The sequence below is a fragment of the Celerinatantimonas diazotrophica genome (assembly GCF_004339545.1).
Lineage (GTDB): Bacteria > Pseudomonadota > Gammaproteobacteria > Enterobacterales > Celerinatantimonadaceae > Celerinatantimonas > Celerinatantimonas diazotrophica.
In genome coordinates, this window is record NZ_SMGD01000003.1 from 36179 (window position 1) to 56781 (window position 20603).

General features: G+C 44.6%; 19 protein-coding genes. 7 read left to right on the forward strand and 12 right to left on the reverse strand.

Annotated features, from left to right (window positions below; genetic code table 11):
- Window positions 1-11 precede the first annotated feature (11 nt).
- The 4 genes from rng to tldD are packed head-to-tail and all read left to right on the forward strand — an operon-like array spanning window position 12 to window position 7698.
- The gene (rng, locus tag EV690_RS01490; RefSeq protein ID WP_131911181.1) at window positions 12-1481 is read left to right on the forward strand and encodes a ribonuclease G; all 1470 of its coding nucleotides are present in this window, start codon (window positions 12-14) and stop codon (window positions 1479-1481) included.
- 4 nt (window positions 1482-1485) lie between these two features.
- A complete protein-coding gene (locus EV690_RS01495) occupies window positions 1486-5412 on the forward strand; it encodes a YhdP family protein (RefSeq protein WP_131911182.1) in 3927 nt (1308 codons plus the stop codon).
- A complete protein-coding gene (locus EV690_RS01500; RefSeq protein ID WP_131911183.1) occupies window positions 5399-6247 on the forward strand; it encodes a carbon-nitrogen hydrolase family protein in 849 nt (282 codons plus the stop codon). Before EV690_RS01495 ends, EV690_RS01500 begins: the two co-directional genes overlap by 14 nt.
- A 5-nt stretch (window positions 6248-6252) precedes the next feature.
- Window positions 6253-7698, forward strand: coding sequence for a metalloprotease TldD (gene tldD / locus EV690_RS01505; RefSeq protein ID WP_131911184.1), 1446 nt, complete (start codon window positions 6253-6255; stop codon window positions 7696-7698).
- Window positions 7699-7726: 28 nt separating this feature from the next.
- Here tldD and yjgA read toward each other — a convergent pair whose 3' ends face one another.
- Window positions 7727-8260 (reverse strand): ribosome biogenesis factor YjgA, encoded by a 534-nt coding sequence (gene yjgA / locus EV690_RS01510; protein ID WP_131911185.1) that lies wholly within the window; start codon window positions 8258-8260, stop codon window positions 7727-7729.
- Between the two features lie 148 nt (window positions 8261-8408).
- Here yjgA and pmbA point away from each other — a divergent pair, with 148 nt between their 5' ends.
- Window positions 8409-9749: a metalloprotease PmbA gene (gene pmbA, locus EV690_RS01515; RefSeq protein WP_131911186.1), complete on the forward strand. Its 1341-nt coding sequence runs from the start codon at window positions 8409-8411 to the stop codon at window positions 9747-9749.
- A 60-nt stretch (window positions 9750-9809) separates the two neighbouring features.
- Here pmbA and mgtE read toward each other — a convergent pair whose 3' ends face one another.
- The 11 genes from mgtE to EV690_RS01570 form a co-directional block, all read right to left on the reverse strand.
- Entirely contained in the window at window positions 9810-11186 is a 1377-nt protein-coding gene (mgtE, locus tag EV690_RS01520) for a magnesium transporter (protein ID WP_131911187.1), read from the reverse strand.
- Window positions 11187-11252: 66 nt separating this feature from the next.
- Complete coding sequence (locus EV690_RS01525) at window positions 11253-11525, reverse strand: HPr family phosphocarrier protein (protein ID WP_131911188.1); 273 nt, start codon at window positions 11523-11525, stop codon at window positions 11253-11255.
- Window positions 11497-12381: an RNase adapter RapZ gene (gene rapZ / locus EV690_RS01530; protein ID WP_131911189.1), complete on the reverse strand. Its 885-nt coding sequence runs from the start codon at window positions 12379-12381 to the stop codon at window positions 11497-11499. Before rapZ ends, EV690_RS01525 begins: the two co-directional genes overlap by 29 nt.
- Window positions 12382-12390: 9 nt before the next feature.
- Complete coding sequence (ptsN, locus tag EV690_RS01535; RefSeq protein ID WP_131911190.1) at window positions 12391-12834, reverse strand: PTS IIA-like nitrogen regulatory protein PtsN; 444 nt, start codon at window positions 12832-12834, stop codon at window positions 12391-12393.
- A 184-nt stretch (window positions 12835-13018) separates the two neighbouring features.
- On the reverse strand, window positions 13019-14494 hold the full coding sequence (locus EV690_RS01540; protein WP_131911191.1) for an RNA polymerase factor sigma-54: 1476 nt from the start codon (window positions 14492-14494) through the stop codon (window positions 13019-13021).
- Between the two features lie 57 nt (window positions 14495-14551).
- Window positions 14552-15277, reverse strand: a complete 726-nt coding sequence (lptB, locus tag EV690_RS01545) for an LPS export ABC transporter ATP-binding protein (RefSeq protein WP_131911192.1) — start codon at window positions 15275-15277, stop codon at window positions 14552-14554.
- Window positions 15278-15284: 7 nt separating this feature from the next.
- Window positions 15285-15797 (reverse strand): lipopolysaccharide transport periplasmic protein LptA, encoded by a 513-nt coding sequence (gene lptA / locus EV690_RS01550; RefSeq protein WP_131911193.1) that lies wholly within the window; start codon window positions 15795-15797, stop codon window positions 15285-15287.
- Complete coding sequence (gene lptC, locus EV690_RS01555) at window positions 15784-16341, reverse strand: LPS export ABC transporter periplasmic protein LptC (RefSeq protein ID WP_131911194.1); 558 nt, start codon at window positions 16339-16341, stop codon at window positions 15784-15786. The genes lptA and lptC overlap by 14 nt, the downstream gene beginning before the upstream one ends.
- On the reverse strand, window positions 16338-16898 hold the full coding sequence (kdsC, locus tag EV690_RS01560; RefSeq protein WP_131911195.1) for a 3-deoxy-manno-octulosonate-8-phosphatase KdsC: 561 nt from the start codon (window positions 16896-16898) through the stop codon (window positions 16338-16340). The genes lptC and kdsC overlap by 4 nt, the downstream gene beginning before the upstream one ends.
- Window positions 16898-17866: a KpsF/GutQ family sugar-phosphate isomerase gene (locus EV690_RS01565; RefSeq protein ID WP_396022820.1), complete on the reverse strand. Its 969-nt coding sequence runs from the start codon at window positions 17864-17866 to the stop codon at window positions 16898-16900. Before EV690_RS01565 ends, kdsC begins: the two co-directional genes overlap by 1 nt.
- Window positions 17867-17900: 34 nt before the next feature.
- On the reverse strand, window positions 17901-18890 hold the full coding sequence (locus EV690_RS01570; RefSeq protein WP_131911197.1) for a calcium/sodium antiporter: 990 nt from the start codon (window positions 18888-18890) through the stop codon (window positions 17901-17903).
- 141 nt (window positions 18891-19031) lie between these two features.
- Here EV690_RS01570 and EV690_RS01575 point away from each other — a divergent pair, with 141 nt between their 5' ends.
- Window positions 19032-19826: an ATP-binding cassette domain-containing protein gene (locus EV690_RS01575; RefSeq protein WP_131911198.1), complete on the forward strand. Its 795-nt coding sequence runs from the start codon at window positions 19032-19034 to the stop codon at window positions 19824-19826.
- Window positions 19823-20602, forward strand: a complete 780-nt coding sequence (gene mlaE / locus EV690_RS01580) for a lipid asymmetry maintenance ABC transporter permease subunit MlaE (protein ID WP_131911199.1) — start codon at window positions 19823-19825, stop codon at window positions 20600-20602. The genes EV690_RS01575 and mlaE overlap by 4 nt, the downstream gene beginning before the upstream one ends.
- Window position 20603: the final 1 nt, after the last annotated feature.

Here is a 20603-nt window from a genome sequence, read left to right on the forward strand (position 1 = left end):
GAGGAGTTATAATGCCGGCCGAGTTATTGATCAATGTGACCCCAACCGAAACGCGTGTTGCATTGGTCGAAACGGGGATCCTCCAAGAGATCCATATTGAACGTGAAGCTAAACGCGGTATCGTGGGCAATATTTACAAAGGTAAGGTTAGCCGGGTATTACCCGGTATGCAAGCTGCCTTTGTTGATATTGGCTTAGATAAAGCTGCGTTTCTACATGCATCCGATATCATGCCTCATACTGAATGTGTTGATACTCAGGAGCAGGCAAATTTCCAGGCAGGTAATATTGCCGCTCTTGTTCGTCAAGGGCAGGATATTATGGTTCAAGTTGTTAAAGATCCGTTGGGAACCAAAGGGGCTCGATTGACAACAGATATTACTTTACCATCTCGGTATTTGGTATTAATGCCTGGAAGCTCCCATGTTGGCGTTTCCCAGCGTATTGAGGGGGAAGAATCTCGGGACCACCTTAAAGCACTCGCGAGTAAATATGTTGATGATTTGGGAGGATTTATTGTTCGAACCGCCGCTGAAGGTGTGGGTGAGCATGAGTTGTCTCAAGATGCGGCTTTTTTAAAGCGCTTGTGGCGTAAGGTTCTGCAACGTAAGGAAAAATACCCCAGCTGTAGTATGCTCTATGAGGACTTGTCGCTTGCGCCTCGCACTGTTCGTGATTTTGTGGGCACTCAATTGGACAAAATTTTGGTTGATTCACGAGCCAGTTATGAAGAATTGATCATTTTTTGTCAGGACTATGTGCCTGAATTTGCCCCGATACTTGAGTACTATTGCGCTGATCGGCCTATTTTTGATCTCTATGATATTGAAAATGAAGCGCAGCGAGCACTTAAACGGCGGGTCGATCTGAAATCAGGAGGATACTTGATTATTGATCAGACTGAGGCAATGACCACTATCGATATTAATACGGGCGCTTTTGTTGGACATCGTAATTTAGAAGAAACAATATTTAATACCAATGTTGAAGCAACGCAGGCGATAGCGCGACAACTGCGATTGCGCAATTTAGGTGGTATTATCATTATCGATTTTATCGATATGCAGCAAGAAGAGCATCGTCAACGCGTATTATTGAGTCTCGAACAAGCTTTAGCCCATGATCGAGCAAAAACTAATATCAGCGGTTTTTCTCAGCTGGGTCTGGTTGAGATGACTCGTAAACGAACGCGAGAAAGCTTGGAGCACGTATTGTGTGAACCTTGTCCTGCTTGCCATGGCAGGGGATCGGTGAAAACAGCTGAAACAGTTTGTTTTGAGATTTTGCGCGAAGTTCTACGGATTAAAAAAGCGTATCAAGCGGATCATTTCATTGTTTATGCTTCGGCTCCGGTTGCTGCATTGTTAACTGGGGAAGAGTCGCACAGTTTGGCTGAACTCGAGGTTTTTATGGGAAAAGAAGTTCGAGTGCAGACCGAAACCATGTATAACCAAGAACAGTTTGATGTTGTCATGATGTAATCCTATGGCGCCATTATTGCGAAGAATTGCACATCATTGTTGGTTAACCTTAGCGATTATCATTATTGCTGCTGCTGTATTATTGAGCGTTTTACGAGGTTTTTTTGTCTACGCTAATGATTTCCGCGATGAGATGACCCAGTGGCTAACTGGGTATTCTGCGCAGCAGTTGCAGATTGGTAGCATGAGTGCGTCGTTAGAGCAATTCCATCCCATTTTGATTCTCAAAGATGTTCGTTTTAGTCCGCAAAATTCGAGCCGTTATCAGCTGAAAATGCGCTCGATCCTACTTGATTTTAGTTTATTAAATTCGCTTAAGCAGGGGCACTTAGTTTTTCGTAATATTCAGCTTAATGATGTTAATGCAACCTTACCTTGGGTTCAGCACAATGGCACTGATAAAAGCTCTCATCCCGTTGATATCAGTGTTGCGAAGACGTTTGCGAAGCTATTTTTACATCAACTAGATCACTTTCAAGTTAAGAATGCCCAAATTAATTTTCTCGCAGAGCACAATCAATCGCATAAACTTTATATAAAATCGATGTTTTGGCGTAACCAAGGCCATATTCATCAAGCCGAGGGCGATGCTTACTTACCTCACTTTGGGCAATCTACGAGTACCATCCATTTTGCTTTAAAGCTGGATAATAGCGGTGGCCGTCATCACTTGCTAGATATTCCTGGGCAGTTTTATGCACAGGGAAAACATATTCAATTGTCCCGAATTGGGCATTTGCTTAATGTCAGCCAGCTGATGAAATTTAATACTGACCTTAACTTTAAGTTGTGGGGAAAATTTGGTGGTAAACAGCCAGCACTTTGGCAATGGCAATGGCAACCGAGTACTTTAGATTGGCAAAATCCACAAGGCCATAAGCATCATCTCAGTCTTGATAAAGGGGTGTTTACACTCCGCGACAAAGGCGATTATTACCAAGTTGATAGTAGTGATTTGTCATTAAAAACCGATGGCAAATCTTGGGGGAATGTTACGGTTCAAGGTGCTCTTAACAGTCAAGCTCAGCACTGGTATATCAATCAACTGCCGATGGCTGAGATGGAACCGTTAATATCTTTATTGCCCAAGCCACAACAGATGGCGCTTGTGAAGATTAAAACTGGGCAATTTCAAGACATCCGGCTACGTTATAATTGGCGTGATGGTCAACTTAATTATCGTACGCAGGTCCATAATTTTAGTTCTCAGGCAACGGGCGTATGGCCTGGGGTGACTGGATTATCCGCGAAGATTGAGGGGGATCAGCGACATCTTAATTTTTCAGTTGGATTAGGCCAATCTCAGGTTAATTTTAAGCATAGCTTTGATCAAAGTTGGCCAATCGAATCGTTGTCTGCCCACGGACAAGTCTCATGGGCTAATGCGCATCCTGTTGTCAGGTTAGATCGACTGGTAATGCAGAGTCCTTGGCTCAATGTGAATGCTCTGGGGGTGTTGAGTTGGCAAGACGACCAGGCGAGTCCTTGGTTGAGTTTAAGTGCCCAATTGAACCTTCCCGATGCGGGAAAGGCTCATCATTTTTATCCACATCCATTGATGCCGGAGAACGTGGCAAATTACCTCAAGGCCTCTATTCAGTCTGGTTCTGTTAAGGATGCGCAGTTATTATGGTTTGGTCGAGTAAATCATTTCCCTTACCGTGCTCACCAGGGAATATTTCAAGTTTATGTACCGCTTCGCCATAGTACCTTTAAATTTCAGCCTGACTGGCCAGCTTTAACGGATATGGATTTAAATCTGTTATTTCAAGACGATTCGCTGCATATGGCAAGTGATCGGGCTAATATCGCCGGAATTCCAATTAAGCATATTGATGCCGCTATCGAAGAAATGAATTCCCAAGGAAAAGTTCAGATACAAGCCCAACTGCATCATACTGATCTGACGGGAGTTCATCAGCTTTTAGAAAAATCACCAGTGACCAGCTTGGTTTCAACCATGCAACAGTTGCCGATGAGCGCTGGAACATTAAGTGGACAGTTACTGTTGGATATTCCGTTAGACAACTCTGAGGTGAAAGTTGCTGGCTATGCAGATTTTAAAGATGCGGCTATGCAGGTGAAAACTATGCAGATGGATCTGGATTCTCTGAATGGGCGGTTATTCTTTCAGCAAGGCAACCTTAGTGCCCATAATCTCCACGCTCAATGGTTGGGTCAACCACTTGCTATTGATATAGGCAGTGAGCAGGTCAACCCATCGAAATATCACTTGGGGATTGGGTTAAGTGGCCATTGGGATATGCGCTCTTTACAGAAACAGCTATCTAATCCAAAGCTTTTAAAGCCAGCCTCTGGGCAGCTCAACTGGCAGGGCCAAATAAATATAGCTTTTTTGAAAAATAGTGCTTTTCAGTATAACGCTAAGTTTTCCTCACAACTTGCTCAGTTTAAATTAGCATTAGCTAAGCCGTTTGATAAATCTGCCAACCAGTCATGGCCAACGACACTTAATGTGAGCGGTGATGATCAGAGTGGCCATGGCTCGCTCTCGATCGAAGACCGATTAGAGAGCCGTTTTCATTATCTTTATCAGCCGTTCCATTTGGATCAGTTACGTTTGAATGTCGGTAATGCTCAGAGCCTTCCTCATCTTTCTGAGCAGCTTCCCGAACAGGGCAGTGTCATTAATGCCAATATTGACAAGACCCGTTTAAAACCGTGGCTAGATTATATCTTGCCAATGATCTCATCGGCATCTAGCGTAAAATCCCATGCTGCGAGTGAGTCGGACTCCGACCATGTTCAGAATGTATCATTATTGCCTGATTTGAAGTCGATTCATATTTTGGCCCAGCAACTTGATGCTTTTTCCCAACCACTTGACCAGATGCAGTTGGATTATCAGCAAACTGGCCATGTATGGAAGATTAACAGTCAGCAATTAAATGGCTCTTTCATCGCGCCCGTGAAGCCCTCTCTTACAAATCCGTGGCGGCTCAATATTGTGAAAGCCACTTTACCTCAATTAGATCTGTCGGCACTGAAGTCGCTAACCCATTCACCATCGGTAAAAGGAAAGACTAAACCAGCAGCGAAATCGCCAATGCTGATGCCTATTGAGTTTGAATGCCAGAGCTGTCAGATTGGTCGGTATCGGCTTGGGCAATTGAATGTTGTCTTACCGTTTGCCAATGGGCAAATGAAAAATGGTAAGGTCACAATGCACGGGGTCGGCGGTATGAAACTAGATGCAACCGTTAATTGGCTTCCTGGACCCGGGGGCATGACCAGTTTTTATCAGGGTACATTCAAAACCAAAGAAACGGGGAAATTTTTAGCATCGCTAGGATTTGCCAAAGAGCTTGAACAAACCCCCATGAAAGGGTCATTTGGCCTTCGCTGGCACGGATTACCTTATCAAATAGATAAAAAAACGCTCAATGGGCAGCTCAAATGGAAAGCCGGTGAAGGGGTTTTAACTGATGTTAGTGACAAGGGCGCGCGCTTGTTCACCCTTGCCAGTCTGGATACCTTACGGCGGCGTCTAAAATTAGATTTTCGAGACATCTTTGATAAAGGCTTATATTTTAATTCTGCTAAAGCATCCGCGACCATTACCAATGGCGTGTTAAAAAATGATGATTATTATATGGACGCAGTCTCGGGAATATTACATGGCCATGGCGAATTAAATTTAATCTCAGGTCAGGTTAATTATCATGTGAGTTTTTCTCCGAAGATTACTTCAAGTTTGCCCGTATTAGCTGCTTTTGCTGTGACACCGGTGACAGGCGCTGCCGTTTTGGCGTTATCAAAGTTGCTTGAACCGGTTATTGATGTGATAACTCAGGTTGATTTTGATATAACAGGTGATATCGACCATCCTAAACTGATAGAAGTCAAACGCGAAAAACGAAAAATCAAAGTTCCTGTAAACTTACAAGGTAGACCTGATGGCTCAAATTAATCCTGATCAAAACTGGCGTCTGGGAGCATTGCAGATGACTAGTCGCTTAGATCTTAGTGCGAATCAAGCCGAAATTGAGCGGTTATTAGCAGCTTATCCGCCTCAACCCGGCGATGTGTTATTACTACCCGAAAATTTTGCTTATTTGGGGGTAGGGGCCGATTACTCTAAAATCGCTGAAAAAACTGGGGAAGGTCCGATTCAGCGGTGGTTGGCTCAATTGGCTAAACAGCATCAAATTACCTTGATTGCAGGCAGTTTGCCGACAAAAGTGAATGGTCACAAACGCTGTCGAGCAAGTAGCTTAGTGTTTGATAGCTTTGGTCGTTACATTGGCCATTATCACAAAATGCATTTGTTTGATGTTGATTTAGCGGATAATGTAGGGTCTTATCGTGAATCATCGCGATTTATCGCTGGCAATCACCCCAAGTGGTTTACCTGTCAACAGACTAAAATTGGTTTATCCATTTGTTTTGATTTGCGTTTTAGCTACCTTTATCACTGGCTCGCTAGCCAAGGTTGCGAAATTTTGCTGGTTCCGGCAGCATTTACGCAATTGACGGGTAAGGCGCATTGGTTGACCTTGCTCAAAGCCAGAGCGATTGAAAATCAATGTTATGTTGTCGCGGCGGCTCAATGTGGTCAGCATGACGATACTCGCCAGAGCTGGGGGCATTCCTGTATTATTGACCCTTGGGGAACTGTCATTGCCCAGTTAGAGCAGCAAAGCGGCATTTGTTATGGTAAATTTGATTCTCAACAGGTGCGTTCTTTGCGCGCACGAATGCCCGTGAAACCACATTCCCACCTGACCATCAGCTGGAGTAAATAATTACGATGTCATTTGAACAAGTAAATCAATCGTTATTGGTGCCTGCAGGACTTGAGCTTTCATCATTAAATCAAGCTTTGGCTATACTCGGAGGCCCTGATATTGACCAGGGTGATTTGTATTTTCAGCATAGTCGCCATGAATCTTGGGTTCTTGAGGATGGTATTGTCAAAGATGGTAGTTTTAATATCGAGCAGGGGGTGGGTGTCCGTTCGATTTCGGGAGATAAAACCGGATTTGCCTACTCAGATGATATTAATTTTCAATCTCTTGAAAAGGCTTGCCAGGCAGCCCGCGGGATTAGTCGTAGTCAAGGTGAAGGCCGCGTGCAGGTTACGCAGTCAGCGCCAGTGAAAGAACTCTATAGTTCGCAAAATCCAATCCAAAGTTTAGATAAATTAGAAAAAATTGCATTGTTGCAACGAGCTGATAAATTTGCTCGTAGTTTAGATCCGGCCATCACTCAAGTGATTGTCAGTCTCAGTGGGGTTTATGAACAGGTCTTGGTTGCCGCTCTGGATGGAACGATGGCCGCTGATATTCGTCCGTTAGTACGCTTTAATTGTAGCGTATTAGCTGAGCGAGGAAGTCGCCGTGAACGGGGGAGTGCTGGTGGCGGAGGCCGGTTCGATTATCAGTACTTTTTAGAGCTTGATGATGGTCAAGAACGCGCGATGCAATATGTTCGTGAAGCGGTTCGTCAGGCTCTGGTGAATCTTGAAGCGGTTGATGCCCCTGCTGGTATGATGCCTGTTGTATTAGGGGCTGGCTGGCCAGGAGTATTACTGCATGAAGCTGTCGGCCATGGTCTCGAAGGCGACTTTAACCGCAAAGGCTCTTCTGCGTTTAGTGGCCGAATTGGTGAGCAGGTTGCTTCCAGTTTATGCACTATTGTGGATGATGGAACGCTGGCGAATCGCCGTGGCTCGCTCACCATTGACGATGAAGGAACGCCTTCTCAGTATAATGTTTTGATCGAAAACGGTGTTCTCAAAGGTTACATGCAAGATAAACTTAATGCTCGGTTGATGGGCGTTGCTCCGACAGGAAACGGGCGTCGTGAGTCATATGCCAACGTGCCGATGCCGAGGATGACCAATACTTATATGCTCGCTGGTGAATCTGAAAAAGAAGAGATGATCGCATCAGTGAAACGCGGTATCTATGCGCCGAATTTTGGCGGGGGACAGGTCGATATCACCTCTGGAAAATTTGTGTTTTCCGCATCAGAAGCGTACCTCATTGAAGATGGTAAAATTACGGCTCCGATTAAAGGGGCAACCCTGATTGGTAACGGGCCGCAGGCGATGGCTAAAGTCTCTATGGTCGGCAATGATCTTGATTTGGATGCTGGCGTTGGCGTTTGTGGTAAAGATGGTCAGAGTGTGCCTGTTGGGGTTGGTCAACCGACTTTGAAATTAGATGAACTGACTGTCGGTGGCACAGCTTAAAGATTGGGCTAGTGCCCAATCTTTAGTGTTAACTGCGGTGAATATGTTCACCTAGATAACGCTGCAATTCTTTAGCTACTTGACTGATCGGTAGCTCTGTTGATTGTTGCGCTTGTCGTTTGGCGGTTCGCACTTGTTGCCTTAGTTTTTGGCGATCAAGTGATGGGTATTCTTCCAGCAGCTGCTGGATTTTGTCATCGCTTTGTTCTGATTCAATCAATTCAACGGCAATCCGTTCGAGTTGGTGTTGATGTTGTTGTGTATAAAAATGGCGATTTTTAATTTTTTCCATCGCTTGCTCAATTGCTTCAATATCTTCTGTGCGCATGAGTTTGCCAATATAGTTCATATGGCGTCGATAGGCTTCTCGTTTGCCCGCGAGTCGTTTGGCTAGTGACACCGCTTCAAGCATCGCATCACTTATGGGTACAGTGGCTAAGAAGGCGGGTTTTAATTCACAAATCTGTTGGCCAAGCTGCTTCAGTTGTTGGGCTTCATGCTTGAGCTGAGTCTTGCTGATCCATTGCTCGTCGTCTTGGCGCTTTGGGGTTGGCTCGTTCATAGCTGGTTGTCGTTGAAGGTACATAGGGTAAGTTTATCAAGAAATAGAACCGGATGGGCAGGCTTTACTGTTCTTTGGCGGGTAAGCTAACAATTGAGTGCTTCGATTTGTTATGCTTAGGGTAATACGCGTAGATATAAGGTTGGATATGTCATCAATTCAGCAGTCCATGGATAAAGAATTAACTCAGTTAAAACAAGCCGTTGAGTTTGCCTTAGATGAAGCGAAACGGTTTGGGGCCAGTGCCGCTGAGGTTTCTATCTCTAAACAGACTGGTATTTCAGTCTCAACGCGCTCTGGTGAGATAGAAACCCTCGAGTTTAACCGTGATGGGGCGTTAGGCATTGCCGTCTATCAAGGGCAGCAAAAAGGGAATGCCTCTACCTCTGATTTAAGTAAAGAAGCTATCAGTCGTAGCGTGAAGGCAGCGGTAGATATTAGTGATGTTACCTCAGCTGATCCCGCTGCGGGACTTGCTCCCAAAGAGCTGATGGCTACAGAGATCCCCGATTTAGATTTGTTTCATCCGACTAATCTTGAACCACAACGGTTTGTTAGTTTAGCCAGTGAATGTGAAAAAATAGCACTCTCTCAGCCCGGGATTAAGGCCAGTGATGGCGCGAGTGTGAATAGCCATTATGGTGTTCGGGTTTATGGCAACACCCACGGATTTATTGAAGGTTATCCAACGAGTCGCCATAGCTTGAGCTGTGTGCTTATCGCTGGAGAAGAGCAGATGCAACGCGATTACGCGTACAGTGTCGCGATTGACTATAATGAACTTCGTTCAGCACAATCGGTTGCCGATGAGGCTGTTGCAAAAACCTTGAGCCGTTTAAATAGCCGCAAGATTAATACATCTCAAGTGCCAGTTATATTTGACAAAAATGTGGCAAGCGGTCTGTTGGGCCATTTCGTCATGGCAATTAGTGGTGGGAATCTATATCGGCGTTCATCATTTTTACTCGATTCATTAGGACAAGCGGTCTTTCCAAAATGGCTCTCAATCCATGAAGATCCTTGGCTTAAAAAAGCGCTGGGCAGTAGTCCATTTGATAATGAGGGCTTGCAAACACAGGCACGGGATATTATCACTGATGGGACTTTGCAAACCTATCTGCTCACCAGCTATGCGGCTCGTAAAATGGCGATGCAACCGACCGGACATGCCGGTGGGATCCACAACTGGTTAGTGACCAATTCTGCACTAAGCCAAGCAGAACTGATTAAACAGATGGGAACGGGGTTATTAGTTACTGAATTAATGGGGCAGGGTGTAAATATTGTGACCGGAGACTATTCGCGTGGTGCGGCTGGTTTTTGGATTGAAAATGGTGAAATTGCCTATCCTGTTCATGAAATTACCATTGCTGGAAATCTCAAAGATATATTTCAAAATATTGTAGCAATTGGCAATGATATTGACCCCACTCATGCAATTCGAACGGGCTCAATATTAGTCGACTCGATGAAAATTGCTGGGAATTAATTTATTAGAAGATAGACTCATAAAAAACCGGCATTAGGCATTTGCCGGTTTTTTGAGTGTTCAGATCGCGATGTGATGGTTTAACAAAACGGTTGCGATGCCTAAAAAGGCAAATAGACCCACGGTGTCGGTCACTGTTGTAAGCACCATCCCGCCAGCAAGAGCCGGGTCGATGTGAATCTTTTTCATCACCAAGGGAATACAAACTCCTGCTAATCCGGCCATAAACATATCTGCAAACATCGCAGCTGCGCTAATTAACCCCAGTTGAATACTATCCTTCCAGAGTGTTACGACCAACGCGATAACTATTGCCCAGATAATGCCATTGAGTACACCGATAGCGACTTCTTTGAGGATTAGCCAGCGTGTATTACTTTCCCCAATGTGGCCAACAGCTAGCCCTCGGATAACAACAGCCAGCGTTTGAGTCCCTGCAATGCCACCTTGACTGGGGACAATGGTCATTAAGACGGCTAAAGTCGCCATTTGCGCAAGGGTGTTTTCAAATAAGTTACTAATGGATGCGGCCATGAGTGCGGTCAGTAAGTTAATCGCCAACCATAAGGTTCGGCCACGAGTACTTTGCCAAATAGGGGCAAATGTATCTTCGTCATCATCAACCCCGGCCATTCCCATCATTGAGTGTTCAGCGTCTTCGCGAATAATATCAACGACATCATCAATGGTGATCCGTCCCACCAGTTGACCGTTGGGGTCAACTACGGGGGCAGAAATCCAGTCGTGGCGTTCAAACAATTGCGCGACTTGCCCTTCATGCATAGAGACCGGAATAATGCGCTCTGGGCGCTTTCCCATAATCGCTGCAACTTGTTCTTTGGGATCAACGGTCACTAAGCGCGCTAAAGAGATATCGCCTAAATATTTGTTGTCTTTATCGACTACAAACAATGCATCAGTTGCTTCTGGCAACTCACCCCGTAGACGCAGATAGCGTAATACAACATCCACTGAGATATCAGGACGTAGAGCGATGGTATCGTTGTTCATCAGGCTTCCCGCGGTATCTTCGGGGTAAGCCAGTGCTATCTCGACGCGGTGGCGCTCTTCGCTGTCCATCTGTTCAAGGACTTGCTGATAAATATCAGCTGGCAGACTGCGCAAGACATAGGATAAGTCATCGATATCCATGCCCTCGGTTGCAGCTGCTAAGTTTTCCGGATCCATCATTTTGAGGATGCTTTCCATGGCATCTTCATTGAGTTCTTCAAGGATCTCACCCTGTTGCTCAGGGTCGGTTAACTGCCATAGGATTTTTCGCCCTGCAACTGGCGTTGATTGCAGCAGCAATGCGACATCACAAGCGGGCATCTGGGCAAGCATACGTCGCACGTGAACGAACATACCGTCGTTTAAAGCACGGTTAAGTTCGAGTATCCGTTGGTGTTGGCTATGATGATTTTCCCGCTCAGACATAATGTTTTGCTCTTAAGCTAGGGTGAATACCGATTAGTTTATACTTATTTGAGACTAAAAAAGATGCTATACCTGTTCGTCAAAGCGCGCTTCAATAAGTGCTTTGATAGCGGTCAATGCCTGTTCAGCATCTGGCCCGTCACATTCAATGGTGATTTGTTCGCCTTGGGAGCGTTCCAGTAGTAACAATCCCAATACACTTGCTGCTGAAGCTTGCTTCTCGTCGGTAATAAACAAGACTTCAGAATCGTATTTGGCGGCTAGTTCAACGAGCTTAATCGCGGCTCTGGCATGGAGTCCTAATTTATTTTCAATGGTTAGCTGGGCTCTTACTTTCATCTGCTGGGTGCGCCTTTTGGTCAAGGTTGAGATGTTGAGTCTGAACGTGATATTGGTTTGAGAAATATTCGCTCAGTTGTTCAGCAATATAAACAGAACGGTGCTTGCCCCCTGTACAACCTATGGCAACGGTAACGTAAGCTCGGGTATTTCGTTCTAAATGGGGCAACCAACTGCTCAGCAGACTTTCTAACTGCCAGATTAGTTCTCTAACTTCTGGTTGCTGTCCCAAAAAACGCTGAACAGGAAGATCTATCCCCGTATAAGGGCGCAGTTCATCATGCCAATGAGGGTTGGGGAGGAATCGAACGTCGAAAACGTAATCTGCATCTTGAGGAAGTCCATATTTAAAACCGAATGATTTAAAGACTAAAACCAGCTCCTGATTCGGTTTACCTAAAACCCGCTCTGTCAGTTGTTCTCTGAGTTGGTGAATCGACAACTTACTGGTATCAATATGCATATCCGCTTTACTTGCCAAAGGTTCAAGTAAGGTCGATTCAGCCGCAATTGCATCGGCTAGAGAATGGTGGGTCTTATTCAGTGGATGGAGTCTGCGTGTTTCACTATAACGGCGAATCAGGGTCGAGTCATCAGCATCTACGAACAAGCTAGTAAGCTGAACTTGTGCGCGAAATTGTGACATAAGCTCTTTGAGCCGCTGCACGTTATCAGGCAGATTTCGCACGTCAATACTGACGGCCGCTTTGGGATAATTTCCAGCTAGAGTTTTGGGGAGCTGAGGCAATAATTCCAATGGCAAATTATCGACACAATAAAACCCTAAATCTTCGAGGACTCGCAGAGCAATGGTTTTACCTGAACCGGAGCGCCCACTTACAATAAAGAACTCCATCCTTACCCCCTAAGATGTGATGATCTGATAGATCTGCTCATCACTTTCAGCTTGGCGCAGGCTTTTGCAAATCTGCTTGTTATGCAGCTTTTCTGCCGCCGCAGCTAATATCTGTAAATACTGTTTGTTCTCTTCTCCGGGGACAATGAGTGCGAATAATAAATCGACAGGCTGTTTATCGATGGCATCATACCCAATAGGTTGATCACAACGAATAAATACCGCTGTCGGTGGTAAATCATTTTCCACGCGACCATGAGGTATAGCGATCCCTTGTCCAATGCCTGTACTGCCTAGCTTTTCCCGGTTAAACAAACTATCAAAGATCTCTTTTTCCGAGACACCAAGTCGATTGGCTGCGAGTTCACTAATGATCTCCAGTACCCTTTTTTTGGACTGACAGGCGTCTACTCGGCGTGTGCAGTCTTTACTTAGAACTTGAGTCAGTTGCATAACGTGAATGTCTATTACCTAATGCAAGAGGTTTTCTTTGCTGAACGTTTCTATTCATATTAGATTATTGTCCATACCCTTAAGGCTTTATCCTTATTTATAGAAAACCTACATGCTTTGTGTATGAGTTGAGTGGTTTAATTCATGTGTACATGAATTAACTCTCCCATCTATTGGCCGGCCTTTATATCAGGCTCTTGCGCTGATTGGAAGGCGGAATTGATAAAGATTCACGGTATTTGGCAATGGTACGCCGTGCGACTTTAATTCCTTGGTCGGCTAATACATCTGCAATTTTACTGTCACTGAGCGGTTTAACTGGGTTTTCGGCGGCCACTAATTTTTTGATCAAGGCTCGAATAGCTGTAGATGAACACTCGCCACCTCCTTCAGTACTGACATGACTGGAAAAGAAATATTTTAGCTCATAAATGCCGCGAGGGGTGTGCATATATTTTTGTGTTGTTACCCTGGAAATGGTCGATTCATGCATTTCAACTGCCTCGGCAACATCGTTAAGGACCATTGGCTTCATGGCTTCATCACCATATTCAAAGAATGCTTGCTGGTGACTGACAATGCAACGAGCTACTTTTAGAAGCGTTTCATTGCGACTCTCTAAGCTTTTAATAAACCATTTTGCTTCTTGTAAGTGTGAACGAATATATTGACTATCGTCACTATTTTTTGATTGGCGGCTTAGAGCGGCATATTGGGCATTGACCCGTAATTTAGGGACGGCATCTGGGTTTAACTCAACGACCCAATGCCCCATTTTTTTACTGACTGATACATCCGGAATGACATATTCGGCCTGCGATGGGTTGATGCTACTGCCTGGACGAGGATCAAGACTTTGAATTAGGCGCATAATTTCAGCAAGCTGAGATTCTTTGAGCTTAGTTTTGCGCGATAGTGTTCGATAATCGCGATTTCCTAACAAATCAATATATTCACTGACAATCAATTTCGCTTCAGCCAGCCATGGCGTCTGGTGATCGAACTGCTCGAGTTGTAACAGCAGACATTCCTGAAGCGTATGAGAGGCAACGCCTAATGGATCAAAATGCTGGATGCGTTTAATGACTGCGTTGACTTCTTCAAGTGATAACTCCTGATCATCATCACTATTGAGGCTTTCGAGTAATTGTTCACTACTCTGGGTTAAATAACCTGACTCATCGACGGCATCGATAATTGCCAGCGCAATGACCTGATCCGTGTCACTAAAAGGGGTTAGACGCATTTGCCACAATAAATGCTCTTGAAGTGACTCGACTGTTTCGCCTTGATAAACATGTTCATTGTCATCAGGCAATGGTGCCGCTGGCGCCGAAGAGGCGCTATAGATTTCATCCCAAGTTGAATCAACTGGAAGATCATCACTGACTTGCTCGTTGGTTATCGCATCACTTGTTTCAACTTGACTCGAGTCTTTTGCTGTAACTGTGGGTTCCTGTTCTTGCTGATTATCATCATAGCTATTGTCGTTATCGGCATTATCTTCCTCGGCTGTTTCTAATAATGGATTGGCGTCGAGTGCCTCTTGGATTTCTTGTTGCAAGTCCAATGTCGATAATTGTAAAAGCCTGATGGCTTGTTGTAACTGTGGCGTCATGGTCAGTTGTTGACCAAGACGTAACTGCAAAGCGGCTTTCATTAACGAATCTGATCCCTTTTTATTTTTTCAGCCTTAAACTAGGTTTATGAACCCCTACTATAGTTTAAATTGTTCACCTAAATAGACCTTTTTAACATGGTCATTCGATAGAACTTGTTCTGGGGTTCCTGATGCAATAAGTTCTCCCTGACTGACGATATATGCATGTTCGCAAACATCCAATGTTTCTCGAACATTATGGTCGGTGATTAACACCCCTAATCCTCGGTCACGTAAATGCTCAATAATCTTTTTTATATCAATCACCGAAATGGGGTCAACACCTGCAAACGGTTCATCAAGTAAAATAAACTTTGGTCCTGCCGCTAGCGCCCTGGCTATTTCTGCACGTCGGCGTTCACCTCCGGACAAACTCTGTCCTAAACTTTTACGAATATGACCAATGTGAAATTCATCGAGTAATTCGTCAAGTACCAGTTGTCTGGCACCTCGGTCTAGCTCTTTTCGCGTTTCTAGCACGGCCATAATATTGTCTTCGACCGATAAGGTGCGAAAAATAGAGGCTTCTTGGGGAAGATAACCGATCCCCATGCGAGCTCTTGAGTGCATTGCCTTGAGCGTAATATCTTGCTCATCAATACTGATGCGGCCTTCGTCACGCGCCACCAACCCAACGACCATGTAAAAGGTCGTTGTTTTCCCTGCGCCATTGGGACCTAATAAACCGACAATTTGGCCAGTTTCAACTTCTAAACTGACGTTTTTTACGACCTGTCGCTTTTTGTAACTCTTGGCCAGATTCTCTGCTTTAAGCAATGCCATATATAAATTACTTCTGCTTGTTTTTGTTCTGTTGGAGCTGCTGTGGCTCAAAAATAGTAGTGACGTGACCTTGCTTACCGCCATCTGCCACCATTTCTTGTGATTTGATGTTGTAGCGGATTGTGTCACCTTTGACGAGACTTTCCTGCTGTTGCAGTTGGGCATCGCCAGTTAATGTCACAATTCTCGATTTAAGCTCGTAGCGAAGATGGTTTGCATGGCCTTTCATGAGTCGGCCATCATCCATTTTCTGCTGGAATTTAGCAGGATGGCCATCTGCAATCATGACTTCACTACCTTTTTCACCTGTTCCATATACGGTTACTTTATCAGCGTTAAGTTTAATTGAGCCTTGTGTTACAGTCACATGATTAAAGAACGTTACTGTATTTTTCTTTATATCGACTTTCTGTTGATCTGCATTCACGACTATTTTCTGGCTGTAGTCGGACTCAAGAGCTTGCGCTGATGCACTGAGCGTTAATAATACAAAGAAGGCTATTGAATTAATTTTGTTCATTATGATATACCGCGTTTATGTCCTGATGTAAGTTCACTACTTCCGTGGTAAGACTGCCATGCATACCTATTCCAGTTTGTTCATATTGTGGGCCCACAACCGTTACTTGACGGTCTGTATCCATTGTCTTCGTCGTTAAGTCTACGTGTAGCAGTGGGGTTAATAGGTCTTGAATATAGCCATCGTTGCTTAAATTTTTGATCACCACATCCTTTTGAAAAGTCACTAATTCTTGTTTATAAGCTTTCGCTGTTCGGGAAACCACCTGCCAAATCGGTTTATTCGGACCTGGATAAATCAGGATCCGCGGCGAATCAAATGTGCTAATTTGCGTTTTTTCGTAATATTGCATTTGATCCGCATAGACTCGATATTGCACATGGCCTAATTTATCATAGCTTACACTATATAACCCACTTGCCGTAAAATCAGGTGCTTGCACCGTTTGAGCCGGTTGCTCTGATCCTGAATGCAAATTTCGCCATCCCCAGATAAGAGCTGCTAGAACAAGTAGTGCCAGAATCGTTAAATTCTGCCCCTTCATATGCTGCTCCCGGTAAAATCACTGAGTTGGCCGTGAGCTTGCAAGAGTAAATCGCAGACTTCGCGTACGGCACCAAAACCGCCTTTTAAGAAAGTTTGGTAATCGGCTTTGGCGCTGACTAATGGGTGCGCATCATTGACTGCGATAGCTAATCCTACCTGCTGCATCACGGGTAAATCAACTACATCATCACCAATATAAGCGCATTGTGCTGCGCTGACACCTGCTTGAGTTAAAAGTTTTGTAAAGGCAGCTTGTTTATTCTCCTGCCCTTGGAAAATATAGCGGACATTGAGCTGTTGCATACGCTGTTGAACAATCTTTGAGTGTCGGCCCGTAATGACTGCAACTTCTATCTGATGACGGACAACAGCCTTGATACCAAACCCATCTCGAGTATGAAATGCTTTTAGCTCTTCTCCCTGATTTCCCAGATAAATTCGGCCATCTGAAAAAACACCATCAACATCGCAAATGAGCAGAGCTGTACGTGATGCTTTATCAAATATGTCGTGACTTACCTGTCCATAAGGGGTGGTGATAAAAGCAGCTGACATTAATAAACTCCAGCTTGCAAAAGTGAATGCATGTTAAAGGCTCCAATTGGGATTCGTTGGTCAGTTACAAATAGCCCATTAATTGATTTTTCTTTCATAAATTTTAAAGCATCAAATGCCAGCCAATCCGCTTCAATGACGTAGGGATCTTTGGTCATAACGGTGCCGATGGCAGTCTCGTGGATATCGGCTCGAAGGTCAAGTATTCGACGTAAATCCCCATCGGTAAATACCCCCACCAGACGTCCTTCAGAGTCAATCACACCGGTCATACCTAGTCCTTTCTCACTCATTTCCAGCAGTGCTTCACGGATAGTTTGTTCAACCCCTACCAGAGGGATCTCATCTTTGCTAAGCATAATATCTGGAACGCTGAGTAATAATTTCTTACCTAATGCACCACCTGGGTGAGATAACGCAAAATCATTGGCGGTAAAGCCACGTTCTTCGAGTAAGGTTACCGCGATCGCATCTCCCATCACTAAGGCTGCAGTGGTGCTTGCTGTGGGGGCTAAACCCAAAGGACAAGCTTCACGACGAACATTAATATTCAAATGTAAATTAGCGCCGCGGGCCATCGCCGAACCTGGGTTGCTGGTCATCGCAATAATTGTGATCTGGCGGTGTTGCAAGACCGGATAAAGCGCTAATATTTCGCCAGATTCTCCGGAATTAGAGAGCGCAAATACAAGGTCGCCTGCGCTAATCATCCCTAAGTCTCCGTGGCTTGCTTCTCCGGGATGAACAAAAAACGCAGGTGTTCCAGTTGATGCCAAGGTGGCAGCAATTTTGCGACCAACATGTCCGGATTTGCCCATTCCAGTGACGATCACTTTGCCCTGGCATTGCGCCAACTGACGACATACGGCGCTAAAATCCGCATTTAAATGACTGAGAAGCTCGTTGACTGCTTGTGCTTCTATGTTAATAACCCGTTGGGCTGTTTTTATATAATCGAAACTCACAATCGTGACCTATAAAATTTAAACTTATAAAATAGATTCATAAAAATAGCACGAGCTGGTAGCTGATAAAGGTGATCAAAAGCAATCCTCCAGCCCATCGTGTTAATCGATGTGGTTTAACGAGCAAGCTTAGTAACCCAATTGAAGCACTCGTGGCGAGCATCCACCAGTAATCTCGGGCAAATGCTGCCGGATCTACTTTCCCAGGCGCTAACACTCCACAAATCGCCAAAACGACTAATAGATTAAAAATATTGGAGCCAATGATGTTGCCTAAGGCAATATCATTTTCCTTTTTGATGACGCTAATTACACATGCAGCTAACTCAGGTAAACTAGTGCCTACAGCAATGATAGTGAGACCTATGACCAGTTCACTAATTCCCAAGTGACGGGCAATATTACTGGCTGAATCCACCAGAAAATCAGAACTTATCGGCAGGATCACTAAGCCTACAATCAGCCAAAAAATGGCCCTAGTCATTGGCACTTGATCTGGAATATCAGCTTCATATTGCTCGATTAGTTGGTCTTCTTCACTCTTGTTTGCAGCGTTAGAAGGTTGTAATTGGTTGTGCTGTTTTTGCAAGCGCCAGATAAGGTATCCCATCATGAGAAAAAATAGCCCAAAGAGCGTACACCCGTCGAAAAAGCTCAGATCATTATCACTGAGTAAATACCCCGTGATGGCAGTGGCAAAGAGCATTGCTGGGATTTCTCTGCGCAAGCTTGATTTGCCGACTAATATAGGGTGCATGAGCGCAGTGACACCAAGTACTAAAGTAATGTTGGTGATGTTTGAACCAATGGCATTACCAATCGCAGTATTGAGTTGACCATTGAGTGATGCGGTTGCTGAAACCATTATTTCTGGGGCAGAAGAGCCCATTGCCACAATGGTCAGGCCAATAATCATGGGCGATATCCCAAGGTTTCGAGCTAGAGCCGCTGCCCCAAACACAAACCGGTCAGCACTATATACAAGGCATGCGAAACTGGTGATTAATACAATGATATCAATCCACATTGATAATATAGCCTATGTCAAAATGATAATTAAAAGGCACATTGTCGGTATTTTAACAATAAAAGGGAAGAGTTAGCTTGAGTCGATCTGAATGTACCCATAAAATAATCTTCTTGATACAACCAATTAGGTATCGCCATTATGGCTGAAAATATTATTGAAGTCAGAGGATTAACCTTTTCCCGTGGGGATAGGAAGATTTTTGATTCGATTGATTTCAGTTTCCCTCAAGGAAAAGTAACAGCGGTGATGGGACCCAGTGGCACGGGGAAAACAACGCTGCTGAAGCTATTAGGTGGGCAATTGCAGCCCGATAGCGGTGAAGTAATATTTGCTGGTGAAAATATTCATCGTCAGAGCCGTTCTAGTTTATATCAGCTACGTAAACGAATGGGAATGCTTTTTCAAAGTGGGGCGTTATTTACAGATTTAAATGTATTTGACAATGTTGCGTTTCCACTTCGCGAACATGCTCATTTGCCTGAGAAAGTTTTACGCAATCTGGTCTTCATGAAGCTCGAAGCTGTCGGTCTTCGAGGAGCGGCCGAACTCATGCCATCTGATCTTTCGGGGGGAATGGCTCGACGCGTTGCGTTGGCCAGAGCAATTGCTTTAGAACCTGATGTGATTATGTATGATGAACCCTTTGTCGGCCAAGATCCGATTACAATGGGAGTATTAATCAAGCTAATCAGCAATCTTAATCAGGCTCTTCAATTAACCTCTATAGTGGTTTCCCATGATGTTGAAGAGGTCTTAAGTATTGCAGACTATGTCTATATCATTGATCAGGGCAAAGTCTTAGCGCAAGGGGATGTAGCGAGTGTTAGGAAAAGCAGTAATCCTCATCTGCAGCAATTTTTACAGGGGCAGGCAGACGGGCCAGCTGCATTTCATTATCCTGCCCCCCCTTATTTGGAGTCTCTTAAAGCATGATCATTGAATCGATTACCCGTTTAGGGGCGGGGGGAATGGCCGTTTTAGCCGGGGTTGGTCGAGCTGGTATGATGCTGGCTCAGGCTATCTTGGTTAAACCTGAGATTAAACTGTGGCGTAATATTTGGCGACAAATTTATTCTGTGGGTGTGCAGTCACTCGTTATTATTCTGGTTTCGGGTCTGTTTATCGGTATGGTGCTTGCGTTGCAAGGCTATAACATTCTGGTTAAGTTTGGTGCTGAAACAAGTTTAGGGCCGTTGGTTGCTCTTGCATTGTTACGTGAATTAGGGCCAGTTGTGACTGGTTTGTTGTTTGCTGGCCGGGCTGGTTCTGCGTTGACTGCCGAAATAGGGCTGATGAAAACCACCGAACAATTAAGTTCGATGGAGATGATGGCGGTCGATCCACTGAAACGAGTGATTGCCCCTCGTTTTTGGGCCGGTGTGATTAGTATGCCGCTATTAGCAATGTTATTTAACGTGGTTGGTATTTGGGGCGGATACTTAGTAGGGGTGCGTTGGTTGGGCGTCGATGATGGCAATTTCTGGTCAATCATGCATGCTAATGTGCATTTAGTCTCTGATATCGGCAATGGTTTTATAAAAAGTGTGGTATTTGCGATTGCAGTTAGCTGGATCGCACTATTTAACGGTTATGATGCCAAACCGACTTCTCGGGGAATTAGTCAGGCGACCACTCGCAGTGTCGTCCATTCTTCATTAGTCGTTTTGGGTTTGGATTTTATATTAACAGCGCTCATGTTCGGAAGTTAAC